Below are 19,179 nucleotides of genomic sequence, written 5' to 3' on the forward strand. Positions count from 1 at the left end.
ATCGTAGGAGGGAATTACATGCGGAAGCGCGGTATTTTATTGATAACAGGAATAATGAGTATTTCCGTCGTATTGACTGGATGCTTTCAAGGCGAACAATCGTTAGAGAAAGTTGATCCACCACAGGATACTCAAGAGGTGAATGGCACAGATTCAACTGCAACTGAAGAGGGTAAAGAAGCAGCAGAAGAAAAAACAGTAGTAACCCAGTTGTTTCTAATTGATTCAAATGGGATGGTTGTACCACAAGCTGTTGAATTACCTGCAACACAGGAAGTTGCTGCACAAGCTCTTGAATATCTAGTGAAAGACGGACCAGTGACACAGCATTTGCCAAATGGATTTCAGGCTGTGCTTCCTGCAGGTACAGAAATTCTTGGTTTAGATCTTCAGGAAGATGGCACAATGATTGTGGATGTATCCAGTGAATTTGAAAATTACAAGTCGGAAGAGGAATTGGAAATTCTGCAGGCAATGACATATACGCTAACTCAATATGATAGTGTTAACAAGATAAAGCTACGGGTTAATGGGTATCCTTTAGATGAAATGCCGGTAAATGGTACTCCATTGTCTGATGGGTATTCTAGGGTTAATGGAATAAACATTTTTCAGACCGATACCATCGATTATTTAAACAGCGAGCCAGTTACAATGTACTATCCGACTTCTCACGATGATACGAGTTATTTTGTACCAGTTACACAGTATATAGAAATGAATGCCACTAATCAGTATGAATCCATTGTCAGTGCGTTAATTGAAGGACCGCAATATAATACCAACATGATGCAAGTGTTCAGTTCATCTGTTTCATTAATGGAAGAACCACAATTAAATGATGGGGTACTTAAATTAGTATTTAACGATGAGATATTAAAAGATAAAGAAAAAGCAACTATTTCTGATGATGTTGTAGAAACATTAGTCAGAACATTTACTGAGAATGCAGAGATAAAAGCTGTAGATGTAAATGTCGGCCAGTTAGAACAGATCTTTAATGAAGCGGGAGAAGCGTATACAGAACCGGTTACTAAACAGATGGTTACACCAGCAGAAAAGTTATAGAATAATTTTAAAATAACAATTTAAAAAGGCTGTGTATCGGCCTTTTTTTGCTTGTGTATACGGATCGACAATGTATAAATTCATTATAAATAAAGATAGTATATGAGTGTTTCGATTTAGAAAAATGTGTTACGATTAATTTTGGAATTAAGGAGGCGTTTTTTGTGAGAAATGATAATAGAGAATTAGATAGTTTACGCGATATAGATATGACTGTTGATTTTATTAAACATCCAGAAGGTTCTGTACTGATCCGTGTTGGAGATACGAAAGTTATCTGTAACGCGAGTATAGAAGATAAGGTACCACCATTTTTACGTGGTCAAGGTAAAGGTTGGATAACGGCGGAATATTCTATGCTGCCTAGAGCGACAGATAGGCGTAATATACGTGAATCTTCTAAAGGAAAAGTAAGTGGAAGAACAATGGAGATTCAACGTTTAATTGGGCGGGCACTACGATCAGTTGTAGATTTGGATAAAATAGGTGAGCGAACTGTGTGGGTTGATTGTGATGTAATACAGGCAGATGGGGGTACTAGGACCGCATCTATTACTGGCGCGTTTGTCGCTGTAGTACTAGCATTTGGAAAGTTGCTGGACGCTAAAGCAATTGATAAAATGCCTGTTACGGATTTTTTAGCTGCGACATCAGTTGGCGTATTAGAAAACGGTCAGGAAATTCTTGACTTGAACTATGTAGAGGACTCGAATGCACAAGTTGATATGAACGTTGTAATGACGGGAGCACTAGAATTTGTAGAAATTCAGGGAACAGGCGAAGAAGCAACTTTCTCCTATGTTCAGCTGCAAAGTATGCTGAAGCTGGCAACAAAGGGACTTCAGGAAATAATGGAGAAACAAAAAACTGTGCTCGGCGATCTTGCGGAGAAAGTTGGAGAAACAAAACAAGCTCATTCAAGTGGCAAGAAATAATGAAGGAAATTATCATAGCTACAAGAAATAAGGGCAAAGCAAAAGAATTCATAGAATTTTTTTCAGTGTATGGGATACGTGCGAGATCATTACTGGATTTAAATGAAAAAATTCCGGATGTTAAAGAGACTGGATCGACATTTGAAGAGAACGCAGCACTGAAATCTGAAGAAATTGCAGCGTTACTGAATGTACCGGTGCTCGCTGATGATTCTGGGCTAGAGGTTGATGCACTAAACGGCGAACCAGGAATTTACTCTGCTAGATACGCTGGTGAAATGAAGGATGATGCGTTAAACATTGATAAGGTCTTAACAAATCTAATTGATGTGCCAGTAGAGCAACGTACAGCGAGATTTATCTGTGTTCTGGCACTTACTCAGCCAAATGGAAGAACAACATTGTATAAGGGTGCTTGTGAAGGTTCTATAGCGACTGCCCCATCGGGTGAATTTGGGTTCGGGTACGATCCAATATTTATTCCTCGAAATTCCAAAAAAACAATGGCTGAACTAACACCTGTCCAAAAAAGTAAAATAAGTCATCGGAAAAATGCAATTATACAACTGGATGAGTGGATAAGAAACTTGTAAAAGGAGTGATAAAACGTGAAACGAGTATTGCTACTGAGTGACAGCCACGGATTAACAAGTGAAATCACTCATATAAAGAAACAAGTGAATGTAGATTATATGGTACACTGCGGTGACTCAGAGTTAGGGATTGATGATGATCAGATGGACGGCTTCATCAAAGTCAGGGGAAATTGCGACTATGACAGCAGATTACCAGACGAACAAATCTTTGAGGCTGAAAAGATAAAGTTTTTTATTACGCACGGTCACTTACACCGAGTCAAATCAGGATTAAGTACAATTTCCTACAGGGCGGAAGAACTAGCTGCAAACGTTATTGGATTTGGCCATACACACATTGCTGGCGCAGAGAAGGTAGGAGAACAGTTATTTATTAATCCTGGAAGTATTAGATTGCCAAAAGGTATACAGGAGAAAACCTATGCCATTATGGAATGGGAAACCGCGGATGATATATGTGTTTCGTTTTATACCACTGATGGAAAATGTGTTGATCACTTAACGTACTACACCTCCTTATCATAGGTTGCGAGCTTATTAACAAGTAGTTAATAAGCTTGCACTTTTGATTTTTTATTAGCAAAGTATTGACAAAAAAACTCCTAGTGCATATAATGATTCTTGTCCGTTAAAATGAATTGCTGACTAATTGCGGGTATAGTTTAGTGGTAAAACCTCAGCCTTCCAAGCTGATGATGGGAGTTCGATTCTCCCTACCCGCTCCATACATAATTTCTTTGTCCCAGTAGCTCAGTTGGATAGAGCAACAGCCTTCTAAGCTGTGGGTCGCAGGTTCGAATCCTGCCTGGGACACTAAAAGAAAAGGGAAACCTATGATTTATAAAATAGGTTTCCCTTTTTCCATATAGGACTGTTTAGTTTCTTAAGAATGAGGGAAACTATTAGGTGTATCTGACTATGATACTGAAGGGGGTGAATTATTAGTGGAAAAGGAAAACGTCATACTATTTCCTAAATGGAAAAAGAAATTAGAAGAGGAAAGTTTATTTGCATTAAAGGAAAAAAGATACGAAGAAGCATTACATAAGCTTGATCAGCTGCTTGATTACCAGGTAAACAACCATGAAATTTTGATCGGCAAATTGATATGTCTGATGGAATTGGATAGACATGACGATGCTGAAGAGTTAAGTGAGAGGTTACTAAGGGATAAGGATGAAAATTATTACCATTACCTCCACATTTATTTGACCATATTATTTCAAACCCATCAGTATAAAAAATTAATGGACTTGGTTGATCTTGAAGTGGAATCATCCACAATCCCCCACCCAATGAGACAACAATTTCAACAATTATATGCGATGAGCGAGAAAATGAATGTTGAGATAAAAGATGAAAGAAGTACAAAATACATAAACCAGCTGGTAGAAGCTATACGTGAGAAAGATCATGTGAAACAATGGAGAACAGTAGAAAACTTACGTAAGATAAACGCGTCACCTTCACTGGAAACAACGTCCAAGTTATTAACGGAAAGTCTTATACATCCAGTTACAAAAACTGCTATTTTCATGTGGCTGCAGGATAATCAAGTCGAAGAGAATGTTGATATACATAAGTTAGATATTCAAATGAGTGTTATACCAAGCAAGGTTTCTCAGATTAATGTCCATGGAACATATAAACAAATCTTACTGTTTATTTCCGAGGTTGAACACAAGAACCCAACACTGTATCAGTTTATCAAGACGTTGCTGTATCGTTATATTTACGTCAGATACCCAATCATGCCATCGAATATTCATGTTAAAGAAATAGCTAAAGCTTTGACTAATATAGGGGAAACAACCTTGGGCATTAACCAGTCATTAACAGAGGAAATCGATTCAGAAGTATTGCGGTATCAAGAGGAAGTTAAATTGTGTGAAACGCTATACTTAAGCGTTATTGAAGAGTGAACGGCTGTAGCCGCTATTGCTTGAAAGACATGGTAATTATGTTATAATGATAGGGTTGTAAATTTGGTAACTATATTTCAGAAATTAAATACTAGTTAATTGTGAAAAATTTTTAATCAATAGATTTTGGAGGGATTTACATGTCAGCAAAATGGGAAAAACAAGAAGGTAATGAAGGAGTTCTAACGATTGAGGTTAGTTCCGAGGAGTTTGACAAGGCATTAGATAAAGCATTTAAAAAAGTGGTGAAAACCATTCAAATTCCTGGATTCCGTAAAGGGAAAGTACCACGTAAAATTTTTGAAAATCGTTTTGGTGTAGAGTCACTTTATCAGGACGCAGTGGACATCGTGTTGCCAGAAGCTTACACGAACGCTGTAAAAGAAACAGAAATCGAGCCTGTCGAACAGCCAGAAGTGGATATCGAAGAAATCGAACAAGGTAAAGACCTTGTGTTTACTGCTAAAGTAACTGTTAAACCTGAAGTGAAGCTTGGCGACTATAAAGGCTTAGAAGTTGAAGAACAATCTGTTGAAGTTACAGACGATGACGTTCAACAAGCAATCGAGAGTCAACGTGAGCAGCATGCAGAGTTAATTGTTAAAGAAGAAGGTAATGTGGAACAGGGCGACACTGTCGTTATGGATTTCGAAGGATTCTTGGACGGTGAAGCGTTCGAGGGTGGAAAAGGCGAAAACCACTCGCTTGAAATCGGTTCTGGACAGTTCATTCCTGGTTTTGAAGAGAAATTAGTAGGTAAAGAAACTGGCGAAGAAACTGAAATCGACATTACTTTCCCTGAAGAGTATCATGCTGAAGACCTTGCAGGTAAAGAAGCGGTATTCAAAGTTAAAATTCATGAAATTAAAACAAAAGAATTACCAGAACTTGATGATGAATTTGCAAAAGATTTAGATGAAGAAGTTGAATCACTTGATGAGTTGAAATCAAAGAAAAAAGCTGAATTAGAAGAACAAAAGAAAAAAGAAGCAGAAAACCAAAAGCGTGAAACATTAATAGAAAAAGCTTCAGATAATGCTGAGGTTGTTGTTCCTGAAGCTATGGTAACAACTGAAATTGACCGTATGATCAAAGAATTTGAACAACGCCTTCAAATGCAAGGTATGACAATGGAAATGTATTTCCAATTCTCTGGACAAGATGAAAATGCATTAAAAGAACAAATGAAGACCGACGCTGAAAAACGTGTTAAAACTAACTTAACTTTAGAAGCTATTTATGATCAAGAAAATCTTGAAGTATCTGACGAAGATGTAGATAAAGAGCTTGAAAACATGTCTTCTATGTACCAAACAGATGTTGAACAGTTAAAGCAGATGCTTGGTGGAAATACAGATGCTATTAAAGAAGATTTGAAATTTAAAAGAGCAATGGATTTCTTAGTTGAAGTAAGTAAATCAGTTTAATTCAGCTTTGTATGTTTATTTAAAACAGAATCAGTCTATTACTAACAAGGTACGATATTTCGTGCCTTGTTTTACAATTTTTTGCAGCTTTTTAGAGGAAAAAAAATAATCTTTCTGGTTGTTACATACATATAATAAATAGTAATTAAGTTGGGGAAATACATAAAAAGTAAATCTAAATAGATATGATTTGACTTTTTGAATTATTTCTCCATAATAAAAAAATAAATATAGTAAAGTATATTGTTTTGTATTCTAATTTTGTTTTGATATGATGGGCTAAGAAAGTTGTTCTTATGTTTTAGAAATTAGAAGTAGATTTAGACTTTTAGGGGTGAAATGGAATGTTTAAATTCAATGAAGAAAAAGGTCAATTAAAATGTTCTTTTTGTGGAAAGAGTCAAGACCAGGTACGTAAACTAGTTGCCGGCCCAGGCGTATATATATGTGATGAATGTATTGATCTTTGTACAGAAATCGTCGAAGAAGAGCTTGGTACAGAAGAAGATACAGAATTTAAAGAAGTACCAAAGCCAAAAGAAATCTGCGAGATTTTAGATGACTATGTAATTGGGCAGGATAAAGCTAAGAAAAATCTATCTGTTGCTGTCTACAACCACTATAAGCGCATTAATGCACCGAAAAATAATGATGATGTTGAGTTATCCAAGAGTAATATTGCAATGCTTGGACCAACAGGGAGTGGTAAAACATTACTTGCTCAAACACTAGCAAGAATTTTGAACGTACCATTTGCTATAGCGGATGCTACTTCATTAACGGAAGCTGGATACGTGGGAGAGGATGTTGAAAATATTCTCTTAAAGCTAATTCAGTCTGCTGATTATGATGTAGAGAAAGCAGAAAAAGGAATTATATATATCGATGAAATTGATAAGGTTGCCAGAAAATCTGAGAACCCGTCAATTACAAGAGATGTTTCAGGTGAAGGCGTACAGCAAGCATTACTGAAAATTCTTGAAGGAACAGTAGCAAGCGTTCCACCTCAAGGCGGACGTAAGCATCCACATCAAGAATTCATACAGATTGATACAACGAACATTTTGTTCATCTGTGGTGGAGCGTTTGATGGTATAGATCAAATAATTAAGCGCCGTCTCGGTAAAAAAGTAATCGGTTTTGGTGCAGACGATCAAAAACAGGACCTTGAAGTAGGTCAACTTCTGGCAAAAGTATTACCTGAAGATCTTTTACGTTACGGTTTAATTCCTGAGTTTATTGGAAGATTACCTGTAATTGGTGCACTGGAGCCATTAGATGAAGAGGCACTTGTTGAAATTCTGACAAAACCAAAAAATGCATTAGTTAAACAGTATGAAAAACTGTTCTTAATTGATAATGTGGAATTGGAATTTGAAGAGGAAGCACTAATTGAAATCTCCAAAAATGCAATTGAGCGAAAAACTGGAGCTCGTGGTTTACGTTCAATAATTGAAGGATTAATGCTTGAAGTTATGTTCGAGTTGCCTTCTAGAGATGATATTGAAAAATGTATTATCACTAAAGAGACAGTTCTATTAGAAGATGGAACGCCTAAGCTCATCTTTAAAGATGGAACAGTACAAGATGATAACAAACCGTTACCAAAAGAAAGTGCATAAATAAAGGTAATGATACTGGTTTGAAGACTGACATAGAATGATTAGCTCTTCCTATTGCTTTCGTGTTAATAAGCAGAAGTCCTAATTAATTCGAAGTCAGTCTTTTTCTTTTGTTATTCATTCATACATACACATGACGAGGTAATACTATAGTAAATCATTTACTGAATCTGAAAAGATCGTAAATATTTACAAATGGATAGCTTTTCTTTAGACTTTACAGTTAAGGAAGAGTAACTTCCTACATGCGTAGCAAAACGTGTTACGCTTATATGATGAACTTATAGAAAACTTAACTGATATTAATGGAGGTACATAAAATGACTAATAAGACTCTTCAACTCCCACTCCTCCCATTACGTGGCTTACTTGTCTTCCCGTCAATGGTAATACATTTAGATGTGGGACGGGAGAAGTCCATTCAAGCCTTGGAGAAAGCGATGATGGAAGATCAAACTATATTTTTAGCTGCACAGAAAAAAGTGAGTGTGGACGACCCTACTCCTGAAAACATCTATCGTATTGGCACCGTAGCGAAAGTGAAACAGATGCTTAAGTTACCTAATGGTACTAACCGTGTGCTGGTTGAAGGTTTATATCGTGCGGAAATTATTCGCTTTACGGAAGAAAAAGATGAATTTATGGTTGAACTGGAAGAAATTGTAGAAGAACGTGGGGACAAAAATGAAGAAGAAGCATTAATGCGTTCGCTATTAAACCAGTTTGAACAATATATCAAAGTCTCACGCAAAATTAACCATGAAACATTTGCAACAGTTTCTGATATTGAAGAAGCAGGTCATCTCGCAGATATTGTAACGTCACATTTGTCTTTAAAATTAAAAGAGAAACAAGAGCTTCTAGAAACTGAAAATGTCAAAAAGCGTATCCAACGATTAATCAAATTAATTTCTAATGAGAAGAAAGTTCTTGATTTAGAAAAGAAAATTGGACAACGTGTAAAGAATTCAATGGAGAAAACCCAGAAAGAATATTATTTGCGTGAACAATTAAAAGCAATTCAGAAAGAACTTGGTGAACGGGATGGAAAAACAGGTGAAGTTGATCAAATCAAAGAAAAAATTGATCAATCGAACATGCCGGAACGTATTCTAGAAGTTGCTCTAAAAGAATTGGATCGTTATGAAAAAGTACCGCAAAGTTCCGCTGAGAGCTCTGTTATACGTAATTACTTAGAATGGTTAATAAACCTTCCATGGACAGAAAAAACGCAGGATACGATAGAAATTGAACATGCACATAAAATATTGGACGAAGATCACTATGGACTGGATAAAGTAAAAGAGAGAGTGCTTGAGTATTTAGCTGTGCAAAAGTTAACTAATTCCATAAAGGGTCCAATATTATGTATTGTAGGTCCACCAGGAGTAGGTAAAACATCCCTTGCCAAGTCCATTGCTAGAGCTATTAATCGTAATTTTGTCAGAGTGTCTCTAGGTGGAATTCGTGATGAAGCAGAAATCAGAGGTCATAGACGTACGTATATCGGAGCGATGCCAGGTCGAATTATTCAAGGTATGAAAAAGGCTAAAACCGTTAACCCTGTATTTCTCCTGGACGAAATTGATAAGATGTCAAATGATTTTCGAGGGGATCCTTCTTCAGCGATGTTAGAAGTGCTTGATCCTGAACAGAACAGCAATTTTAGTGATCATTTTATTGAAGAAACCTATGATTTATCAAATGTCTTATTCGTAGCAACTGCAAACTATGTGAACAACATTCCAGGTCCATTATTGGATCGGATGGAGCTTATTTCTATTGCAGGATATACCGAGATTGAGAAGCTTCATATAGCAAAAGAACATCTTTTAGGAAAACAATTAAAGGAAAACGGTTTAAAAAAAGGTAATTTACAAATTCGTGATGACGCCTTATTAAAGTTAATCCGAACGTATACTAGAGAAGCAGGAGTTCGAAGTCTGGAACGTCAAATTGCTAAACTATGTCGCAAAGCAGCCAAGATTATTGTATCTGAAGACAAGAAAAAGGTTGTTATATCTACCAAGAAAATAGAAGAATTACTTGGGAAACCAGTTTTTCGTTATGGCCAAATGGAACTAGAAGACCAAGTAGGAACTGCAACTGGTCTCGCATATACAGCAGCTGGGGGAGATACGCTGGCTATAGAAGTATCGCATTATCCTGGAAAAGGTAAACTTACGCTAACTGGAAAACTTGGAGACGTAATGAAAGAGTCTGCCCAGGCTGCATTTAGTTATATTCGATCCAGAGCAGAGGAATTAAATATAAATTCTGATTTTCATGAAACCTTTGATATCCACATTCATGTTCCAGAGGGAGCTACACCTAAAGATGGACCTTCAGCTGGAATTACAATGGCAACTGCCTTAGTTTCCGCACTAACTGGACGAGCAGTTAGAAAAGAAGTTGGAATGACAGGGGAAATAACCCTTCGCGGGAGAGTTTTACCCATCGGTGGTCTAAAAGAAAAATCTTTAAGCGCTCACCGTGCTGGTATAACTACAATTATTATTCCAGAAGATAACGCAAAGGATATTGATGATATTCCTGAAAGTGTACGCAAAGAATTGACTTTTATTAAAGTTAATCATCTCGACCAAGTTTTGAAACATGCCTTAGTGGGGGATTCTAATGAAAGTAAATAACGCCGAAATTGTTATAAGTGCCGTAAGTCAGAAACAATACCCAAATGATCGTCTGCCTGAGATTGCCTTGGCAGGCAGGTCAAACGTAGGAAAATCGTCATTTATTAACCGATTAATTCATCGGAAGAATTTAGCTAGAACATCATCGAAACCAGGTAAAACGCAAACATTAAATTTTTATCGAATAAATCAGGCTTTTTATTTTGTGGACGTTCCTGGTTATGGTTATGCAAAAGTTTCCAAAACAGAGCGTGCAAAATGGGGAGTAATGATGGAAGAGTATTTTGAGACCAGAGATACGTTAAAAGCTGTAATGCTTATCACCGATATCCGTCATGAACCTTCGGCAGATGATATTAGTATGTATCAATTTTTAAAGCATTTGGAGCTTCCTGTGATTGTGATTGCAACGAAATTAGACAAAATAGCTAAGGGAAAGCATTCAAAACACATAAAAAGAACTAGAAACACACTCGAGATGGATAAGGATGATATTCTAATACCATTTTCCACAGAATCAGGCGAAGGTAAGGATGAAGCATGGGGTGTAATAAGAAGTTATCTATAAGACTTCAGAGCAAATACTTTTAAGTTGGATTTTTCTTTCCTTCTTAAGAGTATTTTTTTATTCCTACAATACTAATATAAATATAATGTTAGTATTTTTGAAAAATTCTTACGGATACTAGAGTAAAACAATGCATTTTTGGGTATATATAAGATGTGCAGAGTTATATTAGCTAGAAAGATGAATTTGTTGATATAATCTGAAATATAGAAAAATAACTTGGTCGCACAATTTCTGACAAATTGCTATAATTAAACGTACAGTTCGAAAGGGTTATATTAGTTACATACCACAGTATTTGACTAAAAAAAAGAGAAAAGGGTGGTTAGTCTATGAAAAAACTGAATATTTTGTTTATTGTTTCTTTGCTTGCTTTCTTTCTTGCTGCATGTGGATCAGATGAAGGTTCTGATTCTAGTGGAGAAAGTGAAGGTAACGCTTCAGGAGACAGCCAAGAATTCGATTTAATTGAAGAGGGTAAACTTAATTTTGCAGCATCTGGTGAATTTAAACCTTTTAGTTATATGGAAGATGGAAAAATGGTAGGATATGATATTGCGGTAGCAGAAGCAGTAGCAGAAAAGCTCGGTTTAGAAGCTGTACAGCAAAAAGCTAAATTTGCAGCTATTGTAACTGGTGTAAAACAAGGCCGTTATGATATAGCTGTTGCAAGTCATACAATCACTGAGGATCGTTTAAAGCAAGTTGATTTTTCTGAGCCATATTACTATTCTGGTCCAGTAATCTATACAAGACCTGACAGCGACATTAAATCTGCTGAAGATCTTAAAGGCAAAGAAATTTCTGTATCAAGGGGATCTACTTACGTCGCATTGGCACAGGAATATACGGATGATATTCCACAAGTAGACAGCGACGTTGTAGCACTCCAATCACTTGCAAAAGGGCATCATGACGCAGTAATTACAGATAAAATCACTGGAGAAACTGCAATTAAGAATGGCTTGGAATTAGAAAGTCGTGGTCAACTAGGTGTCAGTAAACAAGCAATTGCGCTTCCAAAAGATAATGACAAGCTTGAGAAAGCAATTAATGATGCTTTAAAGGAATTAAAAGAAAGCGGTAAATTAAAAGAGCTTTCAGAGGAATGGATCGGTGTTGATATTACCGAAGAACCAGAAGCAACTGAGTAACATAAATAATAATTTAATTAGTCAAATGTGCGCATATCTTGCGCACATTTGCATTTACACTTAAACGAATAATTTATATTTAAAGAAATTAACTGAATATGAGGTAACTATCCGAGTTTCCTAAGAAGGAGTTGAACTGGTTGGATGCTATAATTCATTTTTACGAAGTATTTACTGGTAGTTTTGATCTTTTTATTGAAGGACTTAAGCTGACATTTCTTTTATCAGCAGCTTCATTAGCGATTGCTTTTGTAATCGGTTTGATTTTTGCTATATTTAAAATTTCTAATATAAAAATTTTAGAATGGATCGCTGACGCATACATATGGATAGTGCGAGGCACGCCATTGATCGTGCAAATTTTTGTACTCTACTATGGTTTGGCAGAAGTTATTCTTCTTTCACCATTCTGGGCGGGTACTGCAGGTCTTGCCTTTCATAGTGGTGCTTATATCGCGGAAATTATTCGTGGGTCTATCCAATCAATTGATAAAGGACAGCGAGAAGCTGGGCGTACGCTTGGTATGACACAAGGTTTAACAATGCGAAGAATTATTTTACCTCAAGCATTTAGAAGAGCAGTACCATCCTTAGGTAATCAATTCATTATCGGAATTAAAGACTCCTCACTTGTTTCGTTCATCGGAATGCAGGAACTGTTTGGTGTAGCTAGTACACAGGGTGCCAATAACTTTGATTATCTGCCTTACTATCTGACAGTTGCTGTTTATTATCTATTCATCGTATTAATTCTTACCATAATTGTAAATCAAATTGAGAAAAAATTATCTAGAAGTGATTAAGTGAGGGGGGCTAGTATGAGCGAAAAGCAGGAAATAATCAATGTTGAGAAATTGAATAAGTCCTTCGGGGATTTACACGTATTGAAAGATATAGACATGACGGTAAAAGAGAGTGAAGTAGTTGTTTTAATAGGAGCTAGTGGTTCAGGTAAAAGTACTTTATTGCGTTCGCTGAATTTTTTGGAAATAAAGGATAGTGGAATTATCACACTTCAAGGGGAACAAATTGAAAGAGATACGCATGACCTGAATAAGGTACGCCAGCGTGTTGGCATGGTATTTCAGCACTTTAATCTCTTTCCACATAAAACAGTACTTGGGAATGTTATAGAAGCCCCTACACAGGTGAAAGGGATTAAGAAAGAGCAAGCAATAAAAGATGGAAAAAGACTACTTGATAAAGTTGGATTAGGCGATAAATATAACGTTTATCCATCGACATTATCTGGTGGTCAAAAACAACGAGTGGCCATTGCGCGCGCACTAGCAATGAAGCCACAGGTTATGTTATTCGATGAACCAACATCAGCCCTTGACCCTGAACTTGTGGGAGAAGTATTATCCACCATGAAGGAGCTTGCTGAAGAAGGAATGACCATGGTAGTAGTTACACACGAAATGGGATTTGCACGAGAGGTTGGTGACTGGGTTATCTATATGCATGATGGCAAAGTTGTTGAAACGGGCAATCCAAAAGACCTGTTTGATAACCCGAAAGAAGAACGAACACAAGCATTTTTAAGTTCAATATTGTAAAGATAAGAAGAAGCGCTAATTCTATTATGAATTAGCGCTTCTTCTTATCTTTACGTGTTAAAAAGAATATCCCAAGACCAATCAATAAGAGTTGCCAATAGTTTTCAATCAGTTCAAGTAATTGGTATAACCAGCTTAAGTATGGTGGTAAATTAACCGGAAAAATGACAAGTAGGGATAAAAAGATAAAAGTTAATCCCATGAACAGGCCATCTTTAGTTTTGAGGAACCTTACTATAAATGCAATACCAACTATCAACAGATAGACCCCCCAGTGGTCAATCCAGAAAGAATAGTGGCTCACACCATGAAAGTGTATGCCTAAGCCCAAAATTACTGTACCGCTAAACAAATTTTGATAATCTTTAGTTTTGTAACTATGTATAAGAAAAGCAAGTCCGATAATAATAAAAAGTGTTGGCCATGAATAAAAATCTGTAATTATCGGGAGCTTAAGTTGTTTTAGTAAAAAATAGAGTCCAATTCCGATCAATAAGTAGCCAGCAAAAAAATGTTGTTTTTTCATTACAATTCCTTTCTATATGCCTAGTTTAACAGGTCAATCTCTTGATAATAGTATACTGTTATGGTAAAGTACATACGAGTTCATTTTATAAGAGACTATGTCCATATTATAGTAACATATGGAGTCGAAATCTGTTCACTTTTTGTCGAAAATAACAATCAAATTATATGTTATAATAAATTATAGTACTATGTTTAAGTTTTTTGGGGGTAGATCGGATTGCACATACTAAAAGTAGGATTCAACTATAAATCAGCCCCAGTAGAAATCAGAGAAAAGCTGACATTTTCTGCAGACGATATTGATCATGCAATGATGCTTTTGAAAACTCAAAAAAGCATTTTGGAAAATGTTATTGTTTCTACATGTAACCGCACCGAAATTTATGCGGTGGTTGATCAAGTTCATACAGGACGTTATTATATAAAACAGTTTTTAGCAGAATGGTTCCAGCTTGAAAAAGAAGAGTTTTCTCCATATTTACGTATTATGGAGAGCGATGGTGCTGTTGAGCATTTATTAAAAGTTACTTCTGGACTTGATTCCATGGTTTTGGGTGAGACTCAAATATTGGGACAGGTTAAGCAGGCTTTTTTAACTGCACAAAAGATGAACACTACTGGAACGATATTTAATGAATTGTTCAAACAGGCGATTACGTTTGCCAAAAAAGCCCATAAGGATACAGCTATCGGTGAACATGCTGTGTCTATTAGTTATGCGGCGGTAGAGTTAGCAAAGAAAATTTTTGGCGATTTACAGAGTAAACACATCGTTATTTTTGGTGCGGGAAAAATGGGAGAGCTGGCTGTTAAAAATCTCCATGGTTCAGGTGCTAAAAAGATCACAATGATAAATCGTACATTCGAAAAGGCGGTTGAACTTGCTGAGAGGTTTGAAGCCAATGCTGAGCACGCTGATAATCTTGCAATGGTTATGCAGGAAGCTGACATTCTTATCAGTTCAACTGGATCTGATTCAATTGTTATTACGAAGGAAATGCTTGAGCCAATCCAAAAGAAACGAAAAGGCAGTCCATTATTCCTAGTTGATATAGCTGTGCCTAGAGACATTGATCCTGCTATCAGTAAGTTAGACAGTATTTTTCTCTATGACATCGATGACTTGCAGCATATTGTTGACCAAAATCTGGATTCGCGAAAGCAAGCAGCGGAAGCTATTGAAATTATGTTAGAAGGAGAAATTGTTGCTTTCAATGATTGGCTGCAGACGCTGGGAGTGGTACCTGTTATTTCCGCGTTAAGACAAAAAGCATTGTCGATTCAGGCAGATACAATGGAAAGCATTGAACGTAAAATGCCCAACTTGACGGCAAGAGAAAAGAAAGTCTTGAATAAGCATACAAAAAGTATTATAAACCAATTGTTAAAAGAGCCGGTCACCCAGGCAAAGGAACTTGCTGCTGGTAAAGATTCAGATGAAAGCTTAAAATTATTCACCGAAATATTCGGTATAACAAATGAAGTAGAAAAAGAGCTGGACAAGCAAGCTAAAAAAAACAATGTAATAAATCAGACAGAAACAAGTAAAAAAGTATCCTTTCCTTTAGCAGAAAATTTATCAGCCCATTAAGATGAAAGGATATTAAATATGTTTGAATCAAAATGGCTCTATGAAATCATCGTATTTATTTATGGATTAAGTTTGATCGGATACTTCATTGATTTTATTCAAAATAACCAGAGGGCAAATCGAATTGCTTTCTGGTTACTTAGTATGGTTTGGATTTTCCAAGGGTTTTTTTTATTTAATCAAGTGTTCTTGGAAGACAGTTTTCCAGTCTTATCTCTATATGATGGATTATTTTTTTATTCGTGGGTATTGGTTACGTTTTCTTTAATTATTAACCATCTCTTTTCCATTCGTTTCATTGTATTTTTTACGAATGTATTCGGGTTCTTTATTTTTCTTTTGTATATTTTAACAGAAGCACAACAGGAAGGACTCAGACAAGGAGTCCAGCTTGTAAATGAGATTTTGATTACACATATCACGTTATCAATCGTTTCGTATGGTTTCTTTACACTATCTTTTTTGCTCTCACTAATGTATTTAGTTCAATACCGATTATTAAAAAATAAGAAGGGTATGAAGTGGGTAAGAAGACTCGGTGATTTGAAACAGCTCGATCGATATTCATTTATAGCTGTGACGCTAGGTGTACCGTTATTACTCTTAGGAATAATTCTAGGAGTGGTTTGGGCTTATGTAGCAAATGCTGAGTTTTATTGGTTCGATTTAAAAACATTTGGTTCTATTCTTGTACTTGGGGTCTATTCGCTCTATTTACTGTTGCGTCTGGTAAAAGGGTATCAAGGGAAATCGATTGCTATTTTTAATACAGCAGCGTTCTTGATCTTACTTATTAACTTTTTATTATTTAGTTTATTATCTAACTTTCACTTCTAAGGAGGAGTCAATATCGTGCGAAAAATTATAGTCGGAACGAGAAAAAGCAATCTTGCGGTAACACAAACCGAATGGGTCATCAATGAGCTGAAAAAAGCTTTAGTTCCGTTTGAATTTGAAACAAAAAAAATAGTAACAAAAGGTGATAAAATTCTTGATGTAACCCTATCCAAAGTTGGCGGTAAAGGTCTCTTTGTAAAAGAAATTGAACAGGCGATGTATGAAAAAGAGATCGACTTTGCTGTACACAGCATGAAAGACATGCCTTCTGTGATGCCAGATGGTCTTATTATAGGCAGTATTCCTGAGCGAGCGGATCATCGAGATGCTTATATAGCTAAAAAGCATATACGACTTGAAGACTTACCTGAAGGTGCAATTGTCGGAACCAGTAGTCTAAGACGTGCTGCTCAGGTTTTAGCACAACGGCCGGATGTTACGATCAAGTCTGTTCGTGGAAATATTGAAACGCGCTTACGAAAACTTCAGGAAGAAGACTATGATGCAATTATCTTAGCAGTTGCTGGCATGCAGCGTGTTGGCTGGAGCGAAGAAATTATTACAGAATTCCTAGATCCTGAAATATGCGTTCCTGCTGTGGGCCAAGGTGCACTTGCTATCGAGTGTCGTGAAGATGACGAGGAAGTAAAAGCGATGCTAGCAAAAATTAATAACGAGTACACTGCCAGAACGGTGACAGCGGAGCGTACTTTCCTTAAACTTCTAGAAGGAAGCTGCCAAGTACCTATTGCTGGTTATGCCTACTTAGAAGCTGATGAGATTATTCTTACAGCTCTTGTAGCTAGTGCAGACGGAACAATTATATTAAAAGAAACTGTCCGAGGAACTGACTCTGTCCAAGTTGGAAAAGAGGCAGCACAGATTCTGATTTCCCGAGGAGCAAAAGACATTGTGGATGAAGTGAAAGAGGAGCTTAATGAGTAATGGTACAGCCATTACTGGGAAAAGAAATTTTGATAACAAGGGATCAGAGTCAATCTAAACGATTAGCTGAAATGGTGACAGATTTAGATGGAATTCCTGTTGAGATTCCATTGTTGAAAATTAGTTGCTCAAAAGATTCTTTTCATAACTTTTTAACAGATTATCAGTGGATTATTTTCACAAGTGCAAATGGGGTACATTGCTTTTTTAATATTCTTATGCAACAAACACCTGATATGAGCTATCTATCATCCGTTCAGTTTGCTGTCGTAGGACAGAAGACGGAGAAGGCTTTAAACGAATACGGATTTCAAGCAAATTTTATACCTTCTATTTTTACTGCAGAAGCTTTGGCTGACGAGTTATTAAATCAAATTCAAATTAAAGGTAATTTGCTAATTGTTAAAGGTAATAAATCTCTATCTGTTCTACAAAACAAATTTCGCTCTCAAGACGTACCATTCGAAGAATTGGAAATATATGAAACAAAACGCAATGAAGCAGGAATGAAAAAGTTGCAAACATATTTTTCCAATCATACCCCCGACTTTATTACTTTTACAAGCCCGTCAGCGGTAGACGCTTTTATCGAAGCGGACTTGGAAGAAGTGTATATGGAAACGGCATTGAGTATTCCTTGCGTATGTATAGGAACTACTACTGAAAAACACGCTAACGATTTAGGTTTTAGAAATACCTTAATACCGGACCAGTTTACGATTGAGGGCATGATCAAAAGAATTGTCCACTACATAAAAGAGAAAGGGTAGATTGCTATGAATGATAAGTTGAATTTTAAACGTCACCGCCGACTCCGTTCTTCTGCCTCTATGCGTTCGATTGTACGGGAGAATCATCTTCGGAAAGAGGATTTAATTTATCCTTTTTTTGTAATAGAAGGTGACGGGATTCGGAATGAAGTATCATCGATGCCTGGCGTATTTCAATTGTCGCTTGACAATGTTGCTGCTGAAATGAAAGAAGTTCGTGATTTAGGGATAAAATCAGTTATCGTATTTGGAGTACCCAATGAAAAAGACGAAGTTGGTTCCGGTGCTTACGTTAATGAGGGAATTGTTCAACAGGCAATTCGTTTAATTAAGAGCGAGGTACCCGAATTACTGGTTATTGCTGATACTTGTCTCTGTGAGTTTACTTCACATGGTCATTGCGGTGTTATCCATGATGGTGACGTTGATAACGATGAATCACTCCAATTATTAGCTAAAACAGCAGTTTCTCAGGTAGAAGCTGGAGCAGACATAATTGCACCATCTAATATGATGGACGGTTTTGTAACTGCAATTCGAACTGCACTGGATGAAGCGGGATATACATCGATACCAATTATGTCCTATGCGGTCAAGTATTCGTCGGCATTTTATGGACCATTCCGCGAAGCTGCTGACAGTACACCTCAATTTGGGGATAGAAAATCGTATCAAATGGACCCTGCTAACCGCTTAGAGGCTATTCGGGAAGCTGAGTCTGATATAGCTGAAGGTGCAGATTTTCTTATTGTAAAACCTGCACTATCCTATCTGGATATTGTTCGTGAAATTAGAGACAATTTTAATGCACCAGTCGTAGCCTACAATGTAAGTGGCGAGTATGCAATGGTTAAGGCGGCGGCAGCCAATGGTTGGATTGATGAGAAATCATTAGTAATGGAAAAATTAACATCAATGAAGCGAGCAGGAGCAGATTTAATTATTACCTATTTTGCTAAAGATGTCGCGCGATGGTTAAATGAATAATAAACTATTAAATGGCGAG

Annotated in this window: 18 protein-coding genes and 2 tRNA genes; 19 read left to right on the plus strand and 1 reads right to left on the minus strand. The window is 36.6% G+C overall.

The annotated features are described in order from the left end of the window. Positions 1–18 precede the first annotated feature (18 nt). The 14 genes from VBD025_RS09825 to VBD025_RS09890 all read left to right on the plus strand — a co-directional run bounded on the left by VBD025_RS09825 (position 19) and on the right by VBD025_RS09890 (position 13,502). Positions 19–1,068, plus strand: a complete 1,050-nt coding sequence (locus tag VBD025_RS09825; protein ID WP_430784951.1) for a GerMN domain-containing protein — start codon at positions 19–21, stop codon at positions 1,066–1,068. A gap of 164 nt (positions 1,069–1,232) precedes the next feature. After that, on the plus strand, positions 1,233–2,003 hold the full coding sequence (gene rph, locus VBD025_RS09830) for a ribonuclease PH (RefSeq protein WP_430784953.1): 771 nt from the start codon (positions 1,233–1,235) through the stop codon (positions 2,001–2,003). After that, positions 2,003–2,596, plus strand: coding sequence for an XTP/dITP diphosphatase (locus VBD025_RS09835; protein ID WP_430784955.1), 594 nt, complete (start codon positions 2,003–2,005; stop codon positions 2,594–2,596). Before rph ends, VBD025_RS09835 begins: the two co-directional genes overlap by 1 nt. Positions 2,597–2,611: 15 nt before the next feature. Continuing rightward, positions 2,612–3,124, plus strand: coding sequence for a metallophosphoesterase (locus VBD025_RS09840; protein ID WP_430784957.1), 513 nt, complete (start codon positions 2,612–2,614; stop codon positions 3,122–3,124). 126 nt (positions 3,125–3,250) lie between these two features. Continuing rightward, positions 3,251–3,324: transfer RNA gene (locus VBD025_RS09845), tRNA-Gly, on the plus strand. A 14-nt stretch (positions 3,325–3,338) separates the two neighbouring features. Beyond that, a tRNA-Arg gene (locus tag VBD025_RS09850) sits at positions 3,339–3,412 on the plus strand. A gap of 131 nt (positions 3,413–3,543) precedes the next feature. Continuing rightward, positions 3,544–4,521: a tetratricopeptide repeat protein gene (locus VBD025_RS09855; protein ID WP_430784959.1), complete on the plus strand. Its 978-nt coding sequence runs from the start codon at positions 3,544–3,546 to the stop codon at positions 4,519–4,521. A gap of 140 nt (positions 4,522–4,661) precedes the next feature. Beyond that, positions 4,662–5,948: a trigger factor gene (gene tig, locus VBD025_RS09860; RefSeq protein WP_430784961.1), complete on the plus strand. Its 1,287-nt coding sequence runs from the start codon at positions 4,662–4,664 to the stop codon at positions 5,946–5,948. 344 nt (positions 5,949–6,292) lie between these two features. Beyond that, a complete protein-coding gene (clpX, locus tag VBD025_RS09865) occupies positions 6,293–7,570 on the plus strand; it encodes an ATP-dependent protease ATP-binding subunit ClpX (protein ID WP_430784963.1) in 1,278 nt (425 codons plus the stop codon). Between the two features lie 320 nt (positions 7,571–7,890). Then, complete coding sequence (gene lon, locus VBD025_RS09870; RefSeq protein ID WP_430784965.1) at positions 7,891–10,221, plus strand: endopeptidase La; 2,331 nt, start codon at positions 7,891–7,893, stop codon at positions 10,219–10,221. Next, positions 10,208–10,789: a ribosome biogenesis GTP-binding protein YihA/YsxC gene (gene yihA, locus VBD025_RS09875; protein WP_430784967.1), complete on the plus strand. Its 582-nt coding sequence runs from the start codon at positions 10,208–10,210 to the stop codon at positions 10,787–10,789. Before lon ends, yihA begins: the two co-directional genes overlap by 14 nt. A 332-nt stretch (positions 10,790–11,121) precedes the next feature. Then, entirely contained in the window at positions 11,122–11,943 is an 822-nt protein-coding gene (locus VBD025_RS09880) for a transporter substrate-binding domain-containing protein (RefSeq protein ID WP_430784969.1), read from the plus strand. Between the two features lie 140 nt (positions 11,944–12,083). Beyond that, positions 12,084–12,746, plus strand: coding sequence for an amino acid ABC transporter permease (locus VBD025_RS09885; protein WP_430784971.1), 663 nt, complete (start codon positions 12,084–12,086; stop codon positions 12,744–12,746). 15 nt (positions 12,747–12,761) lie between these two features. Then, positions 12,762–13,502, plus strand: coding sequence for an amino acid ABC transporter ATP-binding protein (locus VBD025_RS09890; RefSeq protein ID WP_430784973.1), 741 nt, complete (start codon positions 12,762–12,764; stop codon positions 13,500–13,502). 31 nt (positions 13,503–13,533) lie between these two features. Here VBD025_RS09890 and VBD025_RS09895 read toward each other — a convergent pair whose 3' ends face one another. Further along, positions 13,534–14,028: a LiaI-LiaF-like domain-containing protein gene (locus VBD025_RS09895; protein ID WP_430784975.1), complete on the minus strand. Its 495-nt coding sequence runs from the start codon at positions 14,026–14,028 to the stop codon at positions 13,534–13,536. 219 nt (positions 14,029–14,247) lie between these two features. Here VBD025_RS09895 and hemA point away from each other — a divergent pair, with 219 nt between their 5' ends. The 5 genes from hemA to hemB are packed head-to-tail and all read left to right on the plus strand — an operon-like array spanning position 14,248 to position 19,160. Beyond that, positions 14,248–15,621, plus strand: a complete 1,374-nt coding sequence (hemA, locus tag VBD025_RS09900; protein WP_430784977.1) for a glutamyl-tRNA reductase — start codon at positions 14,248–14,250, stop codon at positions 15,619–15,621. An 18-nt stretch (positions 15,622–15,639) separates the two neighbouring features. Then, positions 15,640–16,458, plus strand: a complete 819-nt coding sequence (ccsA, locus tag VBD025_RS09905; protein ID WP_430784979.1) for a cytochrome c biogenesis protein CcsA — start codon at positions 15,640–15,642, stop codon at positions 16,456–16,458. A 15-nt stretch (positions 16,459–16,473) separates the two neighbouring features. After that, positions 16,474–17,403, plus strand: coding sequence for a hydroxymethylbilane synthase (gene hemC / locus VBD025_RS09910; protein WP_430784981.1), 930 nt, complete (start codon positions 16,474–16,476; stop codon positions 17,401–17,403). After that, a complete protein-coding gene (locus tag VBD025_RS09915) occupies positions 17,403–18,173 on the plus strand; it encodes a uroporphyrinogen-III synthase (RefSeq protein WP_430784983.1) in 771 nt (256 codons plus the stop codon). Before hemC ends, VBD025_RS09915 begins: the two co-directional genes overlap by 1 nt. A 6-nt stretch (positions 18,174–18,179) precedes the next feature. Further along, entirely contained in the window at positions 18,180–19,160 is a 981-nt protein-coding gene (hemB, locus tag VBD025_RS09920) for a porphobilinogen synthase (protein ID WP_430784985.1), read from the plus strand. The last annotated feature ends 19 nt before the right edge of the window (positions 19,161–19,179 follow it).

The sequence above is a fragment of the Virgibacillus flavescens genome, assembly GCF_050574275.1.
Lineage (GTDB): Bacteria > Bacillota > Bacilli > Bacillales > Amphibacillaceae > Virgibacillus_F > Virgibacillus_F flavescens.